This window comes from Thioclava sp. DLFJ5-1 (genome assembly GCF_002020115.1).
In the GTDB taxonomy this organism is placed as follows: domain Bacteria; phylum Pseudomonadota; class Alphaproteobacteria; order Rhodobacterales; family Rhodobacteraceae; genus Thioclava; species Thioclava sediminum.
On record NZ_MPZU01000001.1, the window covers coordinates 767,416 to 785,483 of the forward strand.

An 18,068-nucleotide genomic window follows, 5' to 3' on the forward strand; every position below is an offset into this window, starting at 1 on the left:
GCCCGGCTGCAGTCGTTACTTGCCGAGGCAGTAGCGCATCACCGCCTTCTGCGCGTGCAGACGGTTTTCCGCCTCGTCGAAGATCACCGAGGCCGGGCCGTCCATGACGCCGCTCGTCGCTTCGTCATTGCGATGCGCGGGCAGGCAATGCATGAAGAGCGCGTCGGGCTTGGCGTGGCTCATCAGCTCCTCATTGACCTGATAGGGGCGCAGCTGGTTGTGGCGACGCTCCTTCGCGGATTCCGGATCGTGCATCGACACCCAAGTGTCGGTGACGATGAGATCGGCGCCGTCGACCGCCTTGACCGGATCCCGCTCGATGGTGATCGGATGGCCCGCCTTCTCGGCCACGTCCAGCCAAGCGCGCTCGGGGTCGAGCGTCTCGGGCCCGGTGAAAGTCAGATCGAAGCCGAACTGCGCGGCGGCATGGGCGAAGCTAGCGAAGACGTTGTTGCCGTCACCCGACCAGACCACCTTCTTGCCCGCGATCGGCCCGCGCTGCTCTTCATAGGTCATCACATCGGCCATGATCTGGCAGGGGTGGGTGCGGTCGGTGAGACCGTTGATCACCGGCACCGAAGCATATTCGGCCATCTCGAGCAGGGTTTCCTCCTCGAAGGTCCGGATCATGATCAGATCGACATAGCGCGACAGAACGCGGGCGGTGTCGGCGATGGTCTCGCCATGGCCCAGCTGCATATCCGCGCCCGAGAGCACCATCGACTGGCCACCCATCTGGCGCACGCCGACATCGAAGCTGACGCGCGTCCGGGTCGAGGGCTTCTCGAAGATCAGCGCGACCATGTGACCGGCCAGTGGCTGCTCGTCATCGGGCGCGCCTTTCGGGCGACCGTTGCGGGCCTGCTTCATCGCGATGCCTTGGTCGATCATGGACCGCAGCGCGGCGGGGTCGGTTTTGTGGATATCGAGGAAATGGTTCATCGGTTTGTCTTTCGTGGAGGGGCCTGAGGGGCTGTCCGCCCCGCTGCGCTCCCGCGCAGCCCCGAGGATATTTACGCCAAGAGGAAGTCAGGCGGCCTTTTCGAGTTGCGACGCGGCGGCATCGAGACGGGTCACCGCCTCGGCCAGATCGGCCTCGGAAATGTTCAGCGCGGGCAGAAGGCGCAGCACATTATCGGCAGCCGGCACGGTCAGCAGGTGCTGATCGTAGGCGGCCGCGACGAGATCGGTCGGCGCGCGCTTGCATTTGAGCCCGAGCATCAGACCGGTGCCGCGTACGCTCTCGAACGTGTCGGGATGCGCGGCGATCAGCCCTTCGAGCTTCTGGCGCAGGAGCCCAGCCTTCGCGTTCACCTGATCGAGGAAGGCGGGCTCGGAGACGATCTCCATCACCTTCGCGCCGACAGCGCAGCCCAGCGGGTTGCCGCCATAGGTCGAGCCATGCGTGCCCGCGACCATGCCAGAGGCGGCGTCTTCGGTGGCCAGCACAGCGCCCAGCGGGAAGCCCCCGCCGATGCCTTTCGCGACCATCATGATGTCGGGGGTGATGCCCGCCCATTCATGCGCGAACAGCCGTCCCGAGCGACCCACGCCGCATTGCACCTCGTCGAAGATCAGGAGCGCGCCGGTCTCGTCGCAGAGATCGCGCAGCCCTTTCAGGCATTGATCGGGCACCGGGCGGATCCCGCCCTCGCCCTGGATCGGCTCAATCAGGATTGCGGCGGTCTTGTCGGTGACGGCAGCCTTGAGCGCCTCGTGATCGCCCCAGGGAAGCTGGGTGAAACCGGGCAGCAGCGGACCGAAGCCCTTCACCATCTTTTCCGAGTTCGGCGTGGCCGAGATCGCACCGGTGGAGCGGCCGTGGAAGGCGCCCTCGAAGGTGATGATTTCCACCCGGTCCTCGCCTTTCGAGGACCAGTATTTCCGCGCCATCTTGATCGCGAGTTCCGCGGCCTCGGTGCCGGAATTGGTGAAGAAGACCGTATCGGCGAAGGTTTTCTCGACCAGCGCATCGGCCAGCGCCTGCTGCTGCGGGATCTGATAGAGGTTCGAGACATGCCACAGCTTGCTCGCCTGCTCGGTCAGCGCCTCGACCAGTTCGGGCGCGGCATGACCCAGCGCGTTCACCGCGATCCCCGCGCCCATGTCGAGATATCGGGTCCCGTCCGCCGTCTCCAGCCAGGAGCCCTCGCCCTTCACGAAGGCGAGCGGTGCGCGATTATAGGTCGGCAAAACGGAGGGGATCATCGGGTCAAACTCCAGTAAGAGAAGGCAAATGCGTGCAACAGTCCCGGGGGGCTGTCAACATTCAGGGGCCTAAGGTCAGCGATTTGGGATAGGGTGTGGCGGCATGCCACGGCAGATCGGACGTCAGGCGCTTCAGCGGCGACGTCGGGGACGGGTGATATATGCGGTCCGTGCGATCATGCGTTTGCGCTTACGCCGGGGCAGCGCGGAAGTAAAGAGGGTTTAGCCAAGCGTCACGTCGAGGAACATCATCAGGATCAGCCCGAAAAGCAGCCCCGCGGTCGCGCGGTTCTGATGCCCGTTGCGGTGGGTTTCGGGCAGGATCTCGTGGCTGATGATGTAGAGCATGGCGCCCGCCGCGAAGGTCAGGCCCCATGGCAGCAGCGCACCGGAGACCGAGACCGCCGCCGCGCCGACCAGCGCGCCTACGGGTTCGACCGCCCCGGTCATCGCGGTGACGAAGAAGGCCTTGCGGCGGGTGTAGCCCTGCCCGATCAGCGCGACGGCCACAGCCAGCCCCTCGGGGATGTCCTGCAGCGAGATGCCGGTCATCACCGAGAAGCCATTCTCGTTGCCCGCGCCGAAAGCGACGCCGATCGACAGGCCTTCGGGGAAGTTGTGGATCGTGATCGCAATCACGAAGAGCCAGATCCGCGCCAGTTGCGCCGCATCCGCCCCTTCGCGCCCTGATGTGAAATGCTCATGCGGCAGCGTCGCGTTCAGCCAGGCCACGAAGCCCGCGCCGATGGCAATCCCGATCGCGGCGATGGCGGCGGCGACCCAGACCGAGCCGAACATGGTCTCGGCCACGTCGATGCCCGGCAGGATCAGCGAGAAATACGAGGCCGAGAGCATCACGCCCGCCGCGAAGCCCAGCATCGTATCGGCGGTGCGCTGGCTCATGGAGCGCCCGAGCAGCGCCGGGATCGCCCCGGCAGCCGTTGCGACGCCCGCCACCATGCCGCCCATAAGGCCGAGCCAAATCTCGTTCACGCCGCTCTCCTTTTCGTGTTCGCTCGGCGAGATGGGAACGGATCGCGCATGATTGCAAGCCTTGCGATGGGTGATTGCGCAAATTTCGAGGGATTGGTAAGGAAACTTAACCACGGAGAGAGGAACACCCATGCCCGTCATCACCTCCATCGCCGATCTGAAACGTCTGCATAAGCGCCGCACGCCGAAGATGTTCTACGATTACGCGGAAAGCGGCTCGTACACCGAGCAGACCTTCCGCGAGAACACCGAGGACTTCGCGCAGATCCGCCTCAACCAGCGGATAGCGCGGGACATGACGGGGCGCACAACGAAATCGACGATGCTGGGTCAGGAGGTCGCGATGCCGGTGGCGCTCGCGCCCGTGGGGCTGACCGGGATGCAGCGCGCCGATGGCGAGATCAAGGCGGCGAAGGCGGCGGAGAAATTCGGCGTACCCTACACGCTGTCCACGATGTCGATCTGCTCGATCGAGGACGTGGCCGAGAATGTCAGCCAGCCCTTCTGGTTCCAGATCTACACGCTGACCGATGACGACTATAACAAGCGGGTGCTGGAGCGGGCGCGGGCAGCGGGCTGTTCGGCGCTGGTGATCACGGTCGATCTGCAACTGCTGGGCCAGCGGCACAAGGACCTGAAGAACGGCCTGACCGCGCCGCCGAAATTCACCCCGGCCGTGCTGGCGGATCTGGCGACGAAATGGCGCTGGGGCATTGAGATGTTGCAGACCAAACGACGCTTCTTCGGCAATATCGTGGGCCATGTGGACAGCGCCGCCGACCCGGCCTCGCTGTCGTCATGGACTGCGGAGAAGTTCGACCAGTCGCTGAACTGGGACCGGATCAAGCAGCTCATGGATATGTGGGGCGGCAAGGTGATCCTGAAGGGGATCCTCAGCGAGGAAGACGCCGAGATGGCTGCCGCGACCGGGGCCGATGCGATCGTGGTCTCGAACCACGGCGGGCGCCAGCTGGACGGGGCGCTCAGCTCGATCCGGATGCTGCCGAAGATCGTCAACGCGGTCGGCGACAAGACCGAAGTCTGGCTCGACAGCGGCATCCGCTCGGGTCAGGACGTGCTCAAGGCGCTGGCGCTTGGCGCGAAGGGCGTGATGATCGGGCGCGCCTATGTCTACGGTCTGGGCGCGATGGGCGAGCCGGGCGTGACCAAGGCACTCGAAGTAATCCAGAAGGAGCTCGACACCTCGATGGCGCTGTGCGGCGAGCGTCGGATCGAGGATCTGGGCCGGGACGATCTGCTGATCCCCAATGGCTTCTTCGACACCTATTCCTAAGGGCGGGCTCCTAAGGGTTTAGGCGCTTCTCGAAGAACCGGTCGGGATAGGGATCGTCGTTGAATCGGTCGATCTCATCCCAACCTAAGCGTTGATACATCGCGACCGCTTCGGGCAGCGCCGAATTCGTATCGAGCCGCAGATGCATCTGGCCCAACTCGCGCGCCTCCTCCTCGATCGCCTCCATCAGCTGCCGCGCCAGCCCGAGGCCGCGCGCGGCAGGCGCGATCCAGACGCGCTTCACCTCGGCGTAGTCCGCCCCGCCCTTCAGCGCCGCGCAACCAACCGGCACCCCGTCGGATAGTGCGATCAGGAAGGTGCCACGGGGCGGGCGCATAGCGTCGGCCTCGGGGTCTTTCGACAGGTTCACATCGAAGCCGCCTTCGAACCGGGCGGCGAGTTCCGCGTAATACTGCGCAAGGCAATCCCGCGCCCGCGGATCGAGCGGATCGCAGGGCACGATTTCGATCTCGGCGCGGGTCAGCGCGGTCGCGATCAGGTCCATCGCCGCCAAGAGCGCGCTCTGGTCGGGATGGCGCGAGAGGATATCCGCCGCCTGCGCATCGGAGAGCCTTTCATATTCCGCGAATTCCGCCTGTCCCGCCTCGGTCAGACGCGCGATGCGGCGGCGCCCGTCTTCGGGATCGTCTTCCACCACCACCAGCCCTTCGCTTTCCAGCCCGCGCAGCAGACGGCTCATCAGCCCGGAATCGAGCGCCAACGCCTGCCGCAGCTTCGCAACATCGCCCTGCCCGCGCCCGATCGCATTGAGCACGCGCGCAGACCCCAGCGGCCGCCCGCGATCGAGGAAGGAGGAGTTCAGCGCGCCCACCTGCCGGGTGACGGCCCGGTTGAACCGGCGTATATGTGCGAGTGCGTCCATGGGAATACCTGACCTGTGTCCGAGATACTTTCTGACATTAGTCAGATATCCTTCTATAGCAACCCGGATTCCGCCGCACCGTCGGTTTCCCCTTGCCAACTCGGCCAATCCCGAGTATCCGCGCGGCTTCATGGGCCCGACACCCTTGGAGGCGGCCCATCACTTTGACAAATTGGAGACCAGTTATGGCAAAAGAGATCGAAACGATCGAAGCCGTGGCGCGTACGGGGACGGGCAAGGGGGCCGCTCGGCAAGCGCGTCGTGAGGGCCTCGTGCCCGGTATCGTCTACGGCGACGGCAAGGACCCGGTTGCAATCAACCTCGACTACAACCGCCTGATCACCCGCCTGCGTAAAGGCCGCTTCATGTCCACCCTCTTCAACCTGAAGATGGAAGGCCAGGAAGATGTCCGCGTGATCTGCCGCGGCGTTCAGAAAGACGTCGTCAAGGACCTGCCGACCCACGTCGACTTCATGCGGACCCACCGCAACTCGCGCATCTCGCTCTTCGTGCATGTCGAGTTCATCAACCACGAGAAGGCGCCCGGCCTGAAGCGCGGCGGCACCCTCGTCGCGGTGCGCCCGGAAGTCGAACTCAACGTTCTCGCCGGTGATATCCCCGAGCAGATCGTGGTCGACCTCGAAGGCAAGCAGATCGGCGACACCATCCACATCTCCGACGTGGACCTGCCGAAAGGCGCCAAGCCGACCATCGAGCGTGACTTCGTGATCGCAAACGTCGCTCCGCCGAAAGGCTTCGGTGGCGGTTCCTCCGACGAGGACGAAGGCGAAGAAGCCAGCGAAGAAGCGACCGAAGAGTAATACTTCTTCCGATGAGATTTTCGAGACGGGGCCTTTCGGGGCCCCGTTTTTCTTTGCCCAAAGCCGCAATTTCCAGCTGCGCGGCACGCCGCAGGCGACGCATGCTCACCTTTATGTGAACAAAAAATTTCTCGCCTTTTTTCCAAAACGCGATAGCTTCGAAGGTAATACAACCTAAAGGCTAGTCACATGCTGGAGCTTATCGCACTCATTCTTGCAGCATTCGTGGTGCTACCGCCTAGAATGCTCAGCGCAATTGGTCGCGCCGTTTATGCCGTGCTGCGTCCGGTTCTGCGCCCGTTCTACCGCTTCGCGTCGAGACGACTCCCGCGCAACGGGTATGAAGAAATTGCGAAATGCAATATCGACGAGACCAGCGAGCGCCTCTTCGATGAATTCGCCCTGCCCGAGCCGCAAGAGCGCCCGATCATCCTAGGCGAGTCGGGACGCCCGACTTATGTCGAATACCGCGCGGCTTAAGCGCGACGCCCCCTTTCCCCTGCGCGCCCGCTCACATATCCCTCTGTGAGCAGAGCCTCGACACCGGCGTTCGAAAGGGGAGACGCATGCAGCTTTGGGTGGGCCTGGGAAATCCGGGCGCGAAATACGCGAACAACCGTCACAATATCGGCTTCATGGCGCTCGACCGGATCGCCGAGGATCACGGCTTCGCCCCGTGGCGCGCCAAGTTTCAGGGTCAGGTGAGTGAGGGCCGTTTCGGCTCGACCCGCGTTGTGCTGCTGAAACCCGAAACCTTCATGAACCTGTCCGGCCAGTCCGTGCGCGCGACGGCCGATTTCTACAAGGTCGATGTCTCCGACATTACCGTCTTCCATGACGAGCTGGACCTCGCCCCCGGCAAGTGCCGCCTCAAACAGGGCGGCGGCCATGCGGGGCATAACGGGCTGCGCTCGATCCATCAGCATATGAGCCCCGACTATGCGCGGGTGCGGCTGGGGATCGGCCATCCGGGGCACAAGGACCGCGTGGCGGGCTATGTGCTCAACGATTTCCCGAAGGCGGAGCAGGAGATGCTCGACGACCTGCTGCGCGGGATCTCGGACGGGGCGCCCGCGCTGGCGGCGGGCGACGGCTCGAAATTCCTCAATGCGGTGAGCCTGCGGGTCGCGCCGCCGCGCTCTTCGACCGGAACCAAGGCACCGGCGAAAGCCGACGCCCCTGCCCCGCAAGACGCCCCGCAGCCCGCGCCGCAAAAGAAAGAGGCCACGGAAACCCGCAGCCCCTTCGACAAGCTCAAGGATCACTTCCGTAAGTGATCACCAGCTGCCGGTGTTCTCCATGCTCGACCACGGCTCCTGGATCGGCAGCGGCTCGCCCATCTGCAGCAGCTCGATCGAGATATTGTCGGGCGAGCGCACGAAGGCCATGTGACCGTCGCGCGGCGGGCGGTTGATCGTCACGCCATTGTCCATCAGGTGCTGGCACATCTCGTAGATGTTCTCGACGCGGTAGGCGAGGTGGCCGAAATGGCGGCTGTCCGAGGGCAGCCCGCTATCGCCGTCCCAGTTCCAGGTCAGCTCCACATCCGCCGTGCCGTCGTCCTGATCGGGCGGGCACATGAAGACCAGCGTGAAGCGGCCCTTGTCGTTTTCGATGCGGCGGCGTTCCTTCAGGCCCAGAAGCTCGTAGAAGGCTTTCGATTTCTCGAGGTCGAGCACGCGGACCATCGTGTGCAGATATTCGATTTTCATGAACGGGCTTCCTTGGAACTGATTGCGGTTAACCGGAGGATAGCCCTTGAGGCAGCCGCGGCAAGCGCCCCGGCTTATCCACAGGATATGGCGGTTCCTAGAGCCGCCCATCGCATATATAGTGGAGATCGATTCGAGACATCCGGAGGACATCATGGCGCTCACCCCCGAACAACAAGCCGAGATCGACGCACAGCGCGCCGAGACGCAAATGACCGCACGGGCGGTCTCGCCGGGGATGGAGAAGCGGCTCTATACCGCGCATGAAGTGCTCGATCACGGGGTGGTCCGGGTCATCGACTATATGGGCGACGACTCCGCGATCGTGCAGGCGGCGCGCGTCTCCTATGGGCGGGGCACCAAGACGGTGAACAGCGACGCGGGCCTGATCCGCTACCTGATGCGGCACTGGCATTCGACCCCGTTCGAGATGTGCGAGGTCAAGTTCCACGTCAAGCTTCCGGTCTTCGTCGCGCGCCAGTGGATCCGTCACCGCACCGCGAACGTCAACGAATACTCCGCGCGCTATTCGATCCTCGACCGCGAATTCTACATCCCCGAGGCCAGCCAGCTCGCCGCGCAATCGAGCCAGAACCATCAGGGCCGCGGTCAGGTGCTCGAAGGCGCCGAGGCCGCCCGCGTGCTCGACATCCTGCGCGACGACGCGATGCGCGCCTATGACCATTACGAGGACATGCTGACGCCCGACGAGGACGCGGGCAAACAGGGCCTCGCCCGGGAACTGGCGCGGATGAACCTGCCCACCAATATCTACACGCAGTGGTATTGGAAGGTGGACCTGCACAACCTCTTCCACTTCCTGCGCCTGCGCGCCGACAGCCACGCGCAATACGAGATCCGCGTCTATGCCGAGACCATGTGCGACATCGTCAAGGACTGGGTCCCCGCGGCCTATTCGGCCTTCGAGGATTACCGTCTGGGCGGGGTGAACCTGTCGGGCAAGGCGGTGGAGCTGCTGAAGCGCCGTCTAGCGGGCGAGGAGATCACGCAGGAGACCTCTGGCATGAGCAAAGGGGAGTGGCGGGAGTTTTGTGAGGTTTGGGGGTGAGGCACGGCCCCGGATCTTGATCCGGGGCGAAAATGCTCCAGTGGAGCGTTTTCAGTGCCGAACGCCCGAGCGCAAGCGAGGGCTGAAGCTAGGAGCTGAAATTTGGAACAAGCATTTTGGAACGCGTTTTGGCTCTTTCTCGGCATCGTCGCAGGCGCACTAGTTCAGCACGCGCTTAATGCCTTGGTGAAACACTCTCAGCGAAAAAACGCTATTGCAGTCCTCAAAACCGAGATCACGATCAACCTCCAAGCACTTGAAGACTTCAAAAAGCGCATTTCGGGACTGAGGGAGTTGATTTCCGCTCAACAGATTGACGAACAGGACCTATTCGTCTCGACTGCGGAATTTGATTATTCGCTAGTTTCGCCGTTGGTGAATAGCGGCCACTTTCATGCCGAACTGGGTCCGGAGTTTGTCAAAGCTTACTTCTCCTTCATGCGCTTCTTTAACAACGAGAATGCAAAGTTGCTCAATTCGATGCTTCGAACGGAGCATGAAAAAGGGTCGTCGCTCAAGTATCTAGATTGGCTCTTTAAGCGCTCTTCAGAACTTGGCAACGCATTACAGTCGCTTCGAGACGAAAAACTGAAGAACTAAACACCTGCCCCACCGCCCGGCCCTAGGCCGGGCCGCGCCCGACCCGCCCCCAGGGCGGGCGCGATTGCGCCCACCCTCGGGCCGGACGCGGCCCTCCTCGCGATGTCCAGAGCGTGCTAGCCTCATCCCATGACCCAACGCTTCCACGCCCCCCAAACCCGCGACTACCCCACCGCCCTCGCGGAACTCCGTCAAGGTCGCAAGACCAGCCATTGGATCTGGTGGATCTTCCCGCAACTGGCCTCGCTCGGGCGCTCTGCGCGCGCGCGGGAATACGGGATCGCGGATCTGGCCGAGGCGCGGACCTATCTCGCCGATCCGGTGTTGCGGGCGCGTCTGGTGGATGCCTCCGAGGCCGTGCTCGCCCATGCAGGCATGCCCATAGAGGAGATCATGGGGCCGGTCGATGCGCTGAAGCTGCGCTCCTGCGCGACGCTGTTCGAGGCCGCCTCAAAGAAAAAGGAGCCGGTGTTCACCCGGCTCCTTGAGACGTTTTATGAGGGCGAGCGCTGCCCGTTGACGCTGGACGCCTTAGCCCGGTGACATCCCGCGCAGGCGCTCGGAGCGGCGGCGCAGCAGCTCGACCGTGGTCAGAAGCGCAATCGACACGAAGACGAGGATCGTGGCCACCGCAAGGATCGCGGGGCTGATCTGCTCGCGGATACCGTTCCACATCTGACGCGGGATCGTCTGCTGGTCATAGCCTGCCACGAAGAGCACCACGACGACTTCGTCGAAGGAGGTCACGAAGGCGAACAGCGCGCCCGAGACCACGCCCGGCAGGATCAGCGGCATCACGATCTTGAAGAAGGTCGTACGCGGATCGGCCCCGAGGTTCTGCGCCGCGCGGGTCAGCGAGTGATCGAAGCCCACCAGCGTCGCGGTCACGGTGATGATCACGAAGGGAATGCCCAGGGTCGCGTGGGCCATGATGATGCCCGGATAGGAATGCGCGAGCCCGGTCTTCGAGTAGAAGAAGAACAGCCCCGTCGCGGTGATGATGATCGGCACGATCATCGGCGAGATCAGCACCGCCATGATGGCACGGCGGAACGGCATCTCGGGGCGCGACAGGCCGAGGGCTGCCAGCGTGCCCAGCACCGTCGCGAGGATCGTCGAGAAGAAGCCGATGATCACCGAGTTCTTCGCCACGTCGATCCAGGTCGAATGCTGCCAGGCATCCATCCACCACGACCAGCCACGCTCCACCTGCGGCTCCTGCATCCCGAAGGTCAGCAGCAGGTCATACCAGCGCATCGAATAGCCGGAAGGGTCGAAGCTGAGCATCTTCTCGGTGAAGGTGAAATAGGGCTCCGCGTTGAAGGACAGCGGAATGATCACCACGATCGGCGCGATCAGGAAGAAGAAGATCAGGCCACAGATCACGAGATAGGCGTAGTGCCAAGTTCTCTCGAGCGGGCTTGCATATGCGGGAACGGCCATCTGTGTTTCTCCTCAGCCCAGCTTCATGTTGTCGATGCCCACCAGCCGGTCATAGAGCCAGTAGAGGATGATGACGCCGCCCAGCAGCATCGAGGCCAATGCCGCAGCAAGCGACCAGTTGAGCGATTTTTGCATGTGGAAGGCGATCATGTTCGAGATCAGCTGACCATCGGCACCACCGACAAGAGCGGGGGTGATGTAGTAGCCGACCGACAGGATGAACACCAAGAGCGCCCCTGCCCCGATCCCCGGCAGCGTCTGCGGCAGGTAGATCCGGCGGAAGGCGGTCCGCGAGGTCGCGCCAAGGCTGCGGGCCGCGCGGACATAGCTCGGCGGGATGGTCCGCATCACCGAGTAGAGCGGCAGCACCATGAAGGGCAGCAGGATATGGGTCATCGCGACGATCGTGCCGGTCTGGTTATACATCATCTCCAGCCGGTTATCGTTGCCGATCAGACCCGACCAGACGAGCAGGTGGTTGATCACGCCCTGCTGCTGCAACAGCACCATCCACGAGGTCGTCCGCACCAGCAGCGATGTCCAGAAGGGCAGCAACACGAAGATCATCAGAAGGTTCGATTTCGCCAGTGGCAGCGAGGCCAGCAGATGCGCGATCGGGAAGGCGAGGAACATGCAGAGCACGGTGATCACCAGCGACAGGATCGCGGTGCGGATGAACAGCTTGCCGTAGATCGCGCGCTGCGGATCGACGGGCACGATATTGTTGTCCTTGTCGCGGGTGTGGTCGGTCGCGGCGAGGTAGAAATCCACCGTGTAGGGGCTCGACGCGGAGCGCATCGCGCGCCACAGGTTCGGGTCGCTCCACCCCTCGTTCACGCCGAGGATCGACTCTTTCCATGGCGGCTCGAGACGTTCGATCTTGCGCGCAGTCGAGGTGAACAGCGAGCGCGTGCCCGCCACGTCATAGTTGATCCGGGTCCCCGCCTCGCCCTGCGTGCGGTTTTCCTTCATCTGCTTGAGGTCCGAGGCGAGCGCGGTATAGGCGCTCTCGTCGATCGGCGACCCAAGGGGGTGTTCGTTGAACCATTGCCCCAGCGCCGGCGCGTTCTTCGAGAACCCGTCGTTATAGACCGACTGCAGCAGCATCTGCCCGATCGGAACGACGAAGGTAATCAGAACGAAGAGGAACAGCGGCGCGACCAGAAGGAAGGCGCGGCGTTTTGCGCGGAGTTGCGATTTCGCAAGGGCGGCCTTCAGCGGCAGCCCGTCGGCGGTCTTCAACTGTGTTGGTTCGGGGCCGTTCAGGCTCGCATCCATCGTTGCGTCGCTCATCGTGTCTCCTTGGCCCCTCAGGGCAGCGGGGCGAGCTGCGCGCGCAAATTCGCGGCTTGCTCGGCGGGAATATCGGGCAGCATCACCCGCGTCGTGTAATTGCCGTGAAGCTTGCCATCGCGGCGAAAGCTCCAGTCGGAAATCTGGTTCGGCGCGAAGGTAATCTCGTCCCCAGCATGCGCTTTGAAATGCACGGGCTCGTTCATCAGCATGCCGGTGATTTTCTGCGCGGAGATCGAAATCGGCGCGATCCAGATATGTTCGAGGCCATCGGCGGGCGTATCGATCCCCGCCTTGAGCATGAATTGCGAGCCAGACCGGGCGCGCACCGCAGGAATGAAGACACTTTCATAGGTCGCGCGGGCTTGACCGATCGCCGCGTTCATCTTCGTATCGCCGGTCTCGTAGCCGACGACCGCATCGTCTTGCGCCTGAGCGTGCAAGGCAGCGGGTAACGACAGGCAAAGACCGATGCACAAACAGGCCAGTGACGACCGGAAAGCTGACATCCGCGGGGCTCCTGACATCGAACAGGTCGAGCCGCGCGGCACCGGAATGCCGCGCGGCCCTATTGGCTTTAGCCAGCGAGCCAAGCGTTGAAGCGCTCGCTCAGTTCGGTGTCGTGGTCAGCCCAGAACTCCGAGTCGTTGACCAGGGCGTTCTGCATGTTGTTTTCCGCGGTGGGCATATGCGGGCCCATCTCGGTTTTGCCGTCCTGATACATACCGACCATCGGAGCCGAGGACTTACGCGCCGGACCGTAGGAAATCCACTTCGCCTGGTTGGCGAGCTGCTGGGTCTCGGTCGCGAACTTCAGATATTTCTTCGCGGCTTCCATATGGGGCGCGCCCTTCGGGATCACGAAGAAGTCGAAGTCCATCAGCTGGCCGTCCCAGACGATCTTGAAGGGCTGACCTTCGGCGACTTCGGCGTTGAAGATACGACCGTTATAGGCGGTCGACATCACGACTTCCCCATCGGCGAGAAGCTGCGGCGGCTGCGCACCGGCATCCCACCAGACGACGTCGCCCTTGATCTTGTCGAGCTCGGCGAAGGCCTTGTCGACGCCCTCGGGGGTGCCGAGTTCCTTGTAGACGTCCGCAGCCGGAACGCCTGCGCCCATCAGCGCGAATTCCAGCGTGCCTTTGGCCGACTTACGCAGACCGCGCTTGCCCGGGTACTTCGCGGTGTCGAAGAAGTCGGCGATCGAGGTCGGCTCACCGTTAACTTTGTCCGAGTTGTAGGACATCACGGTCGACCACACGATGTTCGCCACACCACAATCGGTGAAGGAGCCATCGATGAAGTCTTCGCTCGCCGGGGTGCCGTCGGGCGACGCGGCCAGATCGGTGTCGGGGTCGATCGGCTCGAGCAGACCTTCGTCGCACAGGCGGATCGCGTCGGATTTCTCAACATCGGCCACGTCGACCGACACGTTGTTCGCTTCGACCTGCGCCTTGATCGGGGTCGCCGGGTTGTCGGCGGCTTCCATGTTCACGTCGATGCCGGTCGCTTCCGCAAAGGGCTTGTTATAGGCTTCGACCTGGCTTTTCTCGTAAGCGCCGCCCCAGGAAAGGACAGTGACTTCCTCGGCCTGCGCCGCACCGGCCACGAGGCCGACGAGCGCGGTGCTCAGGATCATTGCTTTTTTCATCTTGGTCTTACTCCCAGTTGGTTGAGCTTTTGTGGTTTCGCGACGTTTTCGCCGCTTGGCCGCTTTTTGCGGCAGTTCGGAGCGTGCAGCGCTTGGACCGCACGTTCCGCATTCTTTAGAGATCGAGCGCGCGCGCGTCCTGCGGGTGCCAGCCGATCTTGACCGTCTGGCCTTCCGTCAGTCGCACCTGATCGAGTGTGTTGCGCGATTTCATGACGAATTCCGGCGACCCGGCAACCTTCATTCGCGTGCGCAGGATGTCCCCCATATAGATCACTTCGAGCACGTCGGCGTTGATCGTATGGGCGCCCGAAGGCATCATCTCGGGCTTGAATTCGACCCGCTCGGGACGGATGGAAACCAGCGTCTCCTGCCCCGCCTCGCGGATGTTCACCGCCGTCGCGTCGATGATCTCGCCGGTTTCCAGACGCACCGTGCAGGTGTCGCCATTCAGCGTTTCCACCCGACCCGGAAGCTTGTTGTTCTCGCCGATGAACTGCGCGACGAAGCTGTTCTGCGGACGTTCATAAAGTTCGTCCGGCGGTGCGAGTTGCTGGATGCGCCCATCGTTGAACACGGCCACGCGATCCGACATCGTCAGCGCCTCACCCTGATCGTGGGTCACGTAGACCACGGTGATCCCGAGGCTTTCGTGCAGGTGCTTGATCTCGAACTGCATATGTTCACGAAGCTGTTTGTCGAGCGCGCCGAGCGGTTCGTCCATCAGGACCAGCTCGGGGTCGAAGACCAGCGCGCGGGCCAGTGCGATCCGCTGTTGCTGACCGCCCGAAAGTTGCGCCGGGCGGCGATGGATGAAGCTCCCCATCTGCACCATGTCCAGCGCGCGCTTAACCTTGGTTTCGCGCTCATCCTTGCCCATGCCCCGCACTTCGAGCGGGAAGGCGAGGTTCTCGCCCACGGTCATATGTGGAAAGAGTGCATAGTTCTGGAACACCATCCCGATGCCGCGCTTGTGCGGAGGCACCATGTTGATGTTCTGGCCGTCGAGGCGGATCTCGCCGTTGGTGGCGGTTTCGAAACCTGCAAGCATCATCAGGCAGGTGGTTTTCCCTGAACCGGACGGTCCGAGCATCGTCAGAAACTCGCCCTTACCGATCGAGAGATTGAGATCCTTCACGACGAGCGTTTCGCCGTCATAGCTCTTCTGCACGCGGTCGAATACGACGAATCCATCGTCGCTAGCTGCGTTGTTCAAAGCGGGCTCCCCGTTGTTTTTTGTCGTTGGTCAATTCCCGTGCATGTGACTAAAGCAAGGGCATTTGCGTTTTTCAACCCGGAAATCAAAAACCCACGTCACCGACGCATCACAGCACGGTTTCGCCTGAAAAATTGCCGTTTTGCGTCGCTTGTCGCGCAAGGAGCGACCACGACTTGCATTTGGAACGATCTAGCTTCCGCAACGTAAGTGGCGGACGAACTCGTGGACCGTAGACCGCTTCCGGCGCCGCGCCGAGGAAATGGACCTTCGCCAAGGCGGGGTGGGCGCGCAGCAGATCGGTCAGATCTGAGGGGGTCAGCGCGCGCAGCGCCTGCGGTCCGGGCCAGAAACTTTCGACCCAGGCGCCCTCGGCATTGACCAATGCGTGACGCGGCAGCAGCAAGTGGTGATAGATCACCTCCCGGCACCCCCGCATCACCCGCGCCCCGCCCCATCCCGTTGCCTCTAAGTGGCGCGCGCGCGCGAGCGCGCCCTGCCCCTCCGGCACCCAGATGCAATGTTGCCCGGAGAGAACCAGCGCCTCGCGATTGCCGAAGGCGCCGGGCCGCAGTCGCACCGGACAAAGCCGCGGATTAGCGGCCAGCGCCGCTGCGCCGAACCGGCGACGCGCATGCCACAGGACCGGCTGCGGCGCATCATCCAGCGTCGTGACCAGATCGCCCGGCTTCAGGGTTTCGACCCGGCGCGGCCCGCGCGGCGTCGCGAGCCGCGTGCCTTCGGTGAAACAGGGGATGCCCATCGTGTAAAGCTGCGGCGCCCCCGCCACCTGCGCGGGCGCGATACCGGTCAGCGTCAGGCTCTCACCATTGGGAAAGCTGAGAACCGCATTGCCCGCGCCATCGTCGCTGACCGTCACATCCCAGGCATTGACCGGATTGCCAGTGCCATCGGTCAGGTCAGAGACGTCGAGCTGATCGAGCGTGAAACCCGTCCCGTCATCCGTCAGATCGAAATCGGTGACGATGTCCTGCCCGTCGCCATCACCGAAGCTGAGCGTATCGGCCCCGAGCCCGGTAGTGATCGTATCGGCCCCTGCACCCGCATCTATGACGTCATCGCCAGCGCCCGCATCGAGCGTGTCGCCCAGCGCCGAGCCGGTCAGCGTATCGGCCCCGTCGCCTGCCTCGATCGAGACGGCATTCCCCGCGGCGGAGGCATCGAATGCCTCTGCGTCGGCGGAGCCCCGAACCTCCTCGACCTCCCAGAAATAGGTGACGGTAATGCCGCCGTCATAACTGATCGCGCCGGCTTCCCAACCCGTCCAGAGGACGACGGCCTCACCCGGACCAAGCTCGATCACGTCCCAATCGGTGCCGCCTTCGCCGCCTAAGATCGTCTCGGCCCCGTCGCCGGCATAAAGCAGGAAAGTGTCGGCATCGTCGCCGCCATGCAGCTCGTCAGCCCCTGCCCCGCCGGTCAGCGTGTCGCTGCCGCCCACGCCCTGTAGCGTATCGTCGCCCGCCCCACCCGAGATCAGGTCGTCGCCGCCCACCGCCCAGATCGTGTCGTTGCCGTCGCCTCCCGAAAGCGTGTCCGCGCCCGATCCGCCGGTGATCGTGTCATCGCCGCCGCCACCGTCGAGAGAGACCCCGCTCGCATCATTGGTGGCGTCGATCAGATCGCCCTGCGCCGATCCGACGACCCCTTCGATCTCGCTGAAACTCGCCGTGTTGCCGTCTGCGCTGGCGGAGCCGCTCTCCGATCCGGAGAAGGTGACGGCCACGCCGCCCGTCGAGTAATAGGTGAAGTTGAGCAGGTCGAAATCGCTACCCGTGGTGACAGTCTCGCCACCGAAGACCGTGTCGCTGCCCCACGCGTCGCTCAGGTGGACCGTATCGGCATCGGCATCACCATAGAGAAGGTCACTGCCCCACTCGCCCGCGAGGTGGTCGTCCCCATCCCCGCCCGCGAGCGTGTCATCCCCGATGCCGCCGAGGACCGTATCGGCCCCTGCCTCGCCCAGGATCGAGTCATTTCCCTCGTCGCCGTAGAGATAGTCATCCCCCGCGCCCCCGAGGATCGTGTCGTCTCCGGCTTCGCCATGAACACTGTCATCATCGGCGCCGCCGTCGATGGAATCCGCACCACCCCCGGCCCAGATCGTATCGTTTCCGGCCCCGCCGTCGATCGTGTCGTCGAAGTCGTAGGAAATTCCCGAGGCGTCATCGATCAGATCATTGCCATCGCCACCATAGACCAGATCGCCCTCAGCCTGATTGCTGCCGCCAGCGCCGTAGTAGATCGTGTCGTCGCCCGTGCCACCATCGATCGTGTCGGCCCCGGCACCGCCGTCGATCAGATCGTTCAACGCGCCGCCCTGAAGCGAGTCATCCAGACTTCCGCCCTGGATCGCGTTGGCCTCGTCGGGGTCGTAGGTTGCGTCGAAGAGCGCGGTATAGGCGGGGCCAGTCGAGACGTCGAAAATCGAAGTGACTTCGTAGGTGACGCCGGGCTGCAGCGGTTGATCGGCGACCTCGCCGACAATCGTCCCGCCGATCTCGATAATATAGACGGTGATCGTCGAGCCGTCCGGGGCGAGCAGCGTGAACGCGTTCTCGATATACACCTGCCCGGAGGCGATCGGCGTGCCAGTGGCATCGGTCACCGAGACGGATTGCGTGCTGTCGTTGCCGACCTCGTCGTTGAAACTGTCGCCCGAGAGGTTCGCGCCGTCGTCGGTGAAGGTGAAGATGCGTCCGCTGATATCGACGTCCCAGTTCGGGTCGATCATCAAACGGCTGCCGGTGACGACGGTCAAACCGCCGCCCTCGATCAGAAAATCCGACCGGAAATAGCCATGAAAGACGTAACTCGTCATCGCACGATCGTCCGATCAGCCCCAAAACGGTTTCACCCGG

Annotated in this window: 18 protein-coding genes; 7 read left to right on the forward strand and 11 right to left on the reverse strand. The window is 63.3% G+C overall.

From position 1 onward, the window contains the following. Positions 1 to 15 precede the first annotated feature (15 nt). The 3 genes from argF to BMI86_RS03735 all read right to left on the reverse strand — a co-directional run bounded on the left by argF (position 16) and on the right by BMI86_RS03735 (position 3,177). Complete coding sequence (gene argF, locus BMI86_RS03725) at positions 16 to 942, reverse strand: ornithine carbamoyltransferase (RefSeq protein ID WP_078539804.1); 927 nt, start codon at positions 940 to 942, stop codon at positions 16 to 18. A gap of 87 nt (positions 943 to 1,029) precedes the next feature. Continuing rightward, positions 1,030 to 2,208, reverse strand: a complete 1,179-nt coding sequence (locus BMI86_RS03730; RefSeq protein WP_078539805.1) for an aspartate aminotransferase family protein — start codon at positions 2,206 to 2,208, stop codon at positions 1,030 to 1,032. Positions 2,209 to 2,430: 222 nt separating this feature from the next. Continuing rightward, positions 2,431 to 3,177: a ZIP family metal transporter gene (locus BMI86_RS03735; protein WP_078520030.1), complete on the reverse strand. Its 747-nt coding sequence runs from the start codon at positions 3,175 to 3,177 to the stop codon at positions 2,431 to 2,433. Positions 3,178 to 3,331: 154 nt separating this feature from the next. Here BMI86_RS03735 and BMI86_RS03740 point away from each other — a divergent pair, with 154 nt between their 5' ends. Further along, positions 3,332 to 4,495, forward strand: coding sequence for an alpha-hydroxy acid oxidase (locus tag BMI86_RS03740; RefSeq protein ID WP_078519749.1), 1,164 nt, complete (start codon positions 3,332 to 3,334; stop codon positions 4,493 to 4,495). Positions 4,496 to 4,505: 10 nt separating this feature from the next. On the opposite strand, the gene BMI86_RS03745 is transcribed toward BMI86_RS03740, so the two are convergent. Beyond that, positions 4,506 to 5,378 carry a helix-turn-helix domain-containing GNAT family N-acetyltransferase gene (locus tag BMI86_RS03745; RefSeq protein WP_078539806.1) on the reverse strand — a complete coding sequence of 291 codons (873 nt, stop codon included), beginning with the start codon at positions 5,376 to 5,378 and terminating at the stop codon, positions 4,506 to 4,508. A gap of 185 nt (positions 5,379 to 5,563) precedes the next feature. On the opposite strand from BMI86_RS03745, the gene BMI86_RS03750 reads away from it, so the two are divergent. The 3 genes from BMI86_RS03750 to pth all read left to right on the forward strand — a co-directional run bounded on the left by BMI86_RS03750 (position 5,564) and on the right by pth (position 7,476). Then, the gene (locus tag BMI86_RS03750) at positions 5,564 to 6,199 is read left to right on the forward strand and encodes a 50S ribosomal protein L25/general stress protein Ctc (RefSeq protein ID WP_078539807.1); all 636 of its coding nucleotides are present in this window, start codon (positions 5,564 to 5,566) and stop codon (positions 6,197 to 6,199) included. Between the two features lie 189 nt (positions 6,200 to 6,388). Then, on the forward strand, positions 6,389 to 6,679 hold the full coding sequence (locus BMI86_RS03755; protein ID WP_078539808.1) for a hypothetical protein: 291 nt from the start codon (positions 6,389 to 6,391) through the stop codon (positions 6,677 to 6,679). Positions 6,680 to 6,765: 86 nt separating this feature from the next. Continuing rightward, complete coding sequence (pth, locus tag BMI86_RS03760; RefSeq protein ID WP_078539809.1) at positions 6,766 to 7,476, forward strand: aminoacyl-tRNA hydrolase; 711 nt, start codon at positions 6,766 to 6,768, stop codon at positions 7,474 to 7,476. On the opposite strand, the gene BMI86_RS03765 is transcribed toward pth, so the two are convergent. Next, positions 7,477 to 7,911, reverse strand: coding sequence for a VOC family protein (locus tag BMI86_RS03765; protein ID WP_078539810.1), 435 nt, complete (start codon positions 7,909 to 7,911; stop codon positions 7,477 to 7,479). Positions 7,912 to 8,065: 154 nt separating this feature from the next. Between BMI86_RS03765 and thyX the strand changes: the two genes are divergently transcribed. From thyX to BMI86_RS03780, 3 genes are all read left to right on the forward strand, one after another. Then, the gene (gene thyX, locus BMI86_RS03770) at positions 8,066 to 8,980 is read left to right on the forward strand and encodes an FAD-dependent thymidylate synthase (RefSeq protein WP_078539811.1); all 915 of its coding nucleotides are present in this window, start codon (positions 8,066 to 8,068) and stop codon (positions 8,978 to 8,980) included. A gap of 102 nt (positions 8,981 to 9,082) precedes the next feature. After that, positions 9,083 to 9,580 carry a hypothetical protein gene (locus tag BMI86_RS03775; RefSeq protein ID WP_078539812.1) on the forward strand — a complete coding sequence of 166 codons (498 nt, stop codon included), beginning with the start codon at positions 9,083 to 9,085 and terminating at the stop codon, positions 9,578 to 9,580. A gap of 129 nt (positions 9,581 to 9,709) precedes the next feature. Further along, complete coding sequence (locus tag BMI86_RS03780; protein WP_078539813.1) at positions 9,710 to 10,123, forward strand: DUF1810 domain-containing protein; 414 nt, start codon at positions 9,710 to 9,712, stop codon at positions 10,121 to 10,123. Here the strand turns inward: BMI86_RS03780 and BMI86_RS03785 are convergent. From BMI86_RS03785 to BMI86_RS03810, 6 genes are all read right to left on the reverse strand, one after another. After that, complete coding sequence (locus BMI86_RS03785) at positions 10,112 to 11,023, reverse strand: ABC transporter permease (protein ID WP_078539814.1); 912 nt, start codon at positions 11,021 to 11,023, stop codon at positions 10,112 to 10,114. The genes BMI86_RS03780 and BMI86_RS03785 overlap by 12 nt on opposite strands. Positions 11,024 to 11,035: 12 nt before the next feature. After that, a complete protein-coding gene (locus BMI86_RS03790) occupies positions 11,036 to 12,316 on the reverse strand; it encodes an ABC transporter permease (RefSeq protein ID WP_078539815.1) in 1,281 nt (426 codons plus the stop codon). Between the two features lie 17 nt (positions 12,317 to 12,333). After that, positions 12,334 to 12,825, reverse strand: coding sequence for a DUF2314 domain-containing protein (locus BMI86_RS03795; protein ID WP_168173772.1), 492 nt, complete (start codon positions 12,823 to 12,825; stop codon positions 12,334 to 12,336). Between the two features lie 68 nt (positions 12,826 to 12,893). After that, positions 12,894 to 13,970 carry an ABC transporter substrate-binding protein gene (locus BMI86_RS03800; protein ID WP_078539817.1) on the reverse strand — a complete coding sequence of 359 codons (1,077 nt, stop codon included), beginning with the start codon at positions 13,968 to 13,970 and terminating at the stop codon, positions 12,894 to 12,896. A 115-nt stretch (positions 13,971 to 14,085) separates the two neighbouring features. After that, positions 14,086 to 15,186: an ABC transporter ATP-binding protein gene (locus BMI86_RS03805; protein ID WP_078519761.1), complete on the reverse strand. Its 1,101-nt coding sequence runs from the start codon at positions 15,184 to 15,186 to the stop codon at positions 14,086 to 14,088. 109 nt (positions 15,187 to 15,295) lie between these two features. Continuing rightward, positions 15,296 to 18,028, reverse strand: a complete 2,733-nt coding sequence (locus tag BMI86_RS03810; RefSeq protein WP_078539818.1) for a Hint domain-containing protein — start codon at positions 18,026 to 18,028, stop codon at positions 15,296 to 15,298. Positions 18,029 to 18,068: the final 40 nt, after the last annotated feature.

Bases quoted from the DNA above. Each gene is read 5' to 3' on its own strand.
- argF (WP_078539804.1), bottom strand. From the start codon at position 942: ATGAACCATTTCCTCGATATCCACAAAACCGACCCCGCCGCGCTGCGG.
- BMI86_RS03730 (WP_078539805.1), bottom strand. From the start codon at position 2,208: ATGATCCCCTCCGTTTTGCCGACCTATAATCGCGCACCGCTCGCCTTC.
- BMI86_RS03735 (WP_078520030.1), bottom strand. From the start codon at position 3,177: ATGGGCGGCATGGTGGCGGGCGTCGCAACGGCTGCCGGGGCGATCCCG.
- BMI86_RS03740 (WP_078519749.1), top strand. From the start codon at position 3,332: ATGCCCGTCATCACCTCCATCGCCGATCTGAAACGTCTGCATAAGCGC.
- BMI86_RS03745 (WP_078539806.1), bottom strand. From the start codon at position 5,378: ATGGACGCACTCGCACATATACGCCGGTTCAACCGGGCCGTCACCCGG.
- BMI86_RS03750 (WP_078539807.1), top strand. From the start codon at position 5,564: ATGGCAAAAGAGATCGAAACGATCGAAGCCGTGGCGCGTACGGGGACG.
- BMI86_RS03755 (WP_078539808.1), top strand. From the start codon at position 6,389: ATGCTGGAGCTTATCGCACTCATTCTTGCAGCATTCGTGGTGCTACCG.
- pth (WP_078539809.1), top strand. From the start codon at position 6,766: ATGCAGCTTTGGGTGGGCCTGGGAAATCCGGGCGCGAAATACGCGAAC.
- BMI86_RS03765 (WP_078539810.1), bottom strand. From the start codon at position 7,911: ATGAAAATCGAATATCTGCACACGATGGTCCGCGTGCTCGACCTCGAG.
- thyX (WP_078539811.1), top strand. From the start codon at position 8,066: ATGGCGCTCACCCCCGAACAACAAGCCGAGATCGACGCACAGCGCGCC.
- BMI86_RS03780 (WP_078539813.1), top strand. From the start codon at position 9,710: ATGACCCAACGCTTCCACGCCCCCCAAACCCGCGACTACCCCACCGCC.
- BMI86_RS03785 (WP_078539814.1), bottom strand. From the start codon at position 11,023: ATGGCCGTTCCCGCATATGCAAGCCCGCTCGAGAGAACTTGGCACTAC.
- BMI86_RS03790 (WP_078539815.1), bottom strand. From the start codon at position 12,316: ATGAGCGACGCAACGATGGATGCGAGCCTGAACGGCCCCGAACCAACA.
- BMI86_RS03795 (WP_168173772.1), bottom strand. From the start codon at position 12,825: ATGTCAGCTTTCCGGTCGTCACTGGCCTGTTTGTGCATCGGTCTTTGC.
- BMI86_RS03800 (WP_078539817.1), bottom strand. From the start codon at position 13,970: ATGAAAAAAGCAATGATCCTGAGCACCGCGCTCGTCGGCCTCGTGGCC.
- BMI86_RS03810 (WP_078539818.1), bottom strand. From the start codon at position 18,028: ATGACGAGTTACGTCTTTCATGGCTATTTCCGGTCGGATTTTCTGATC.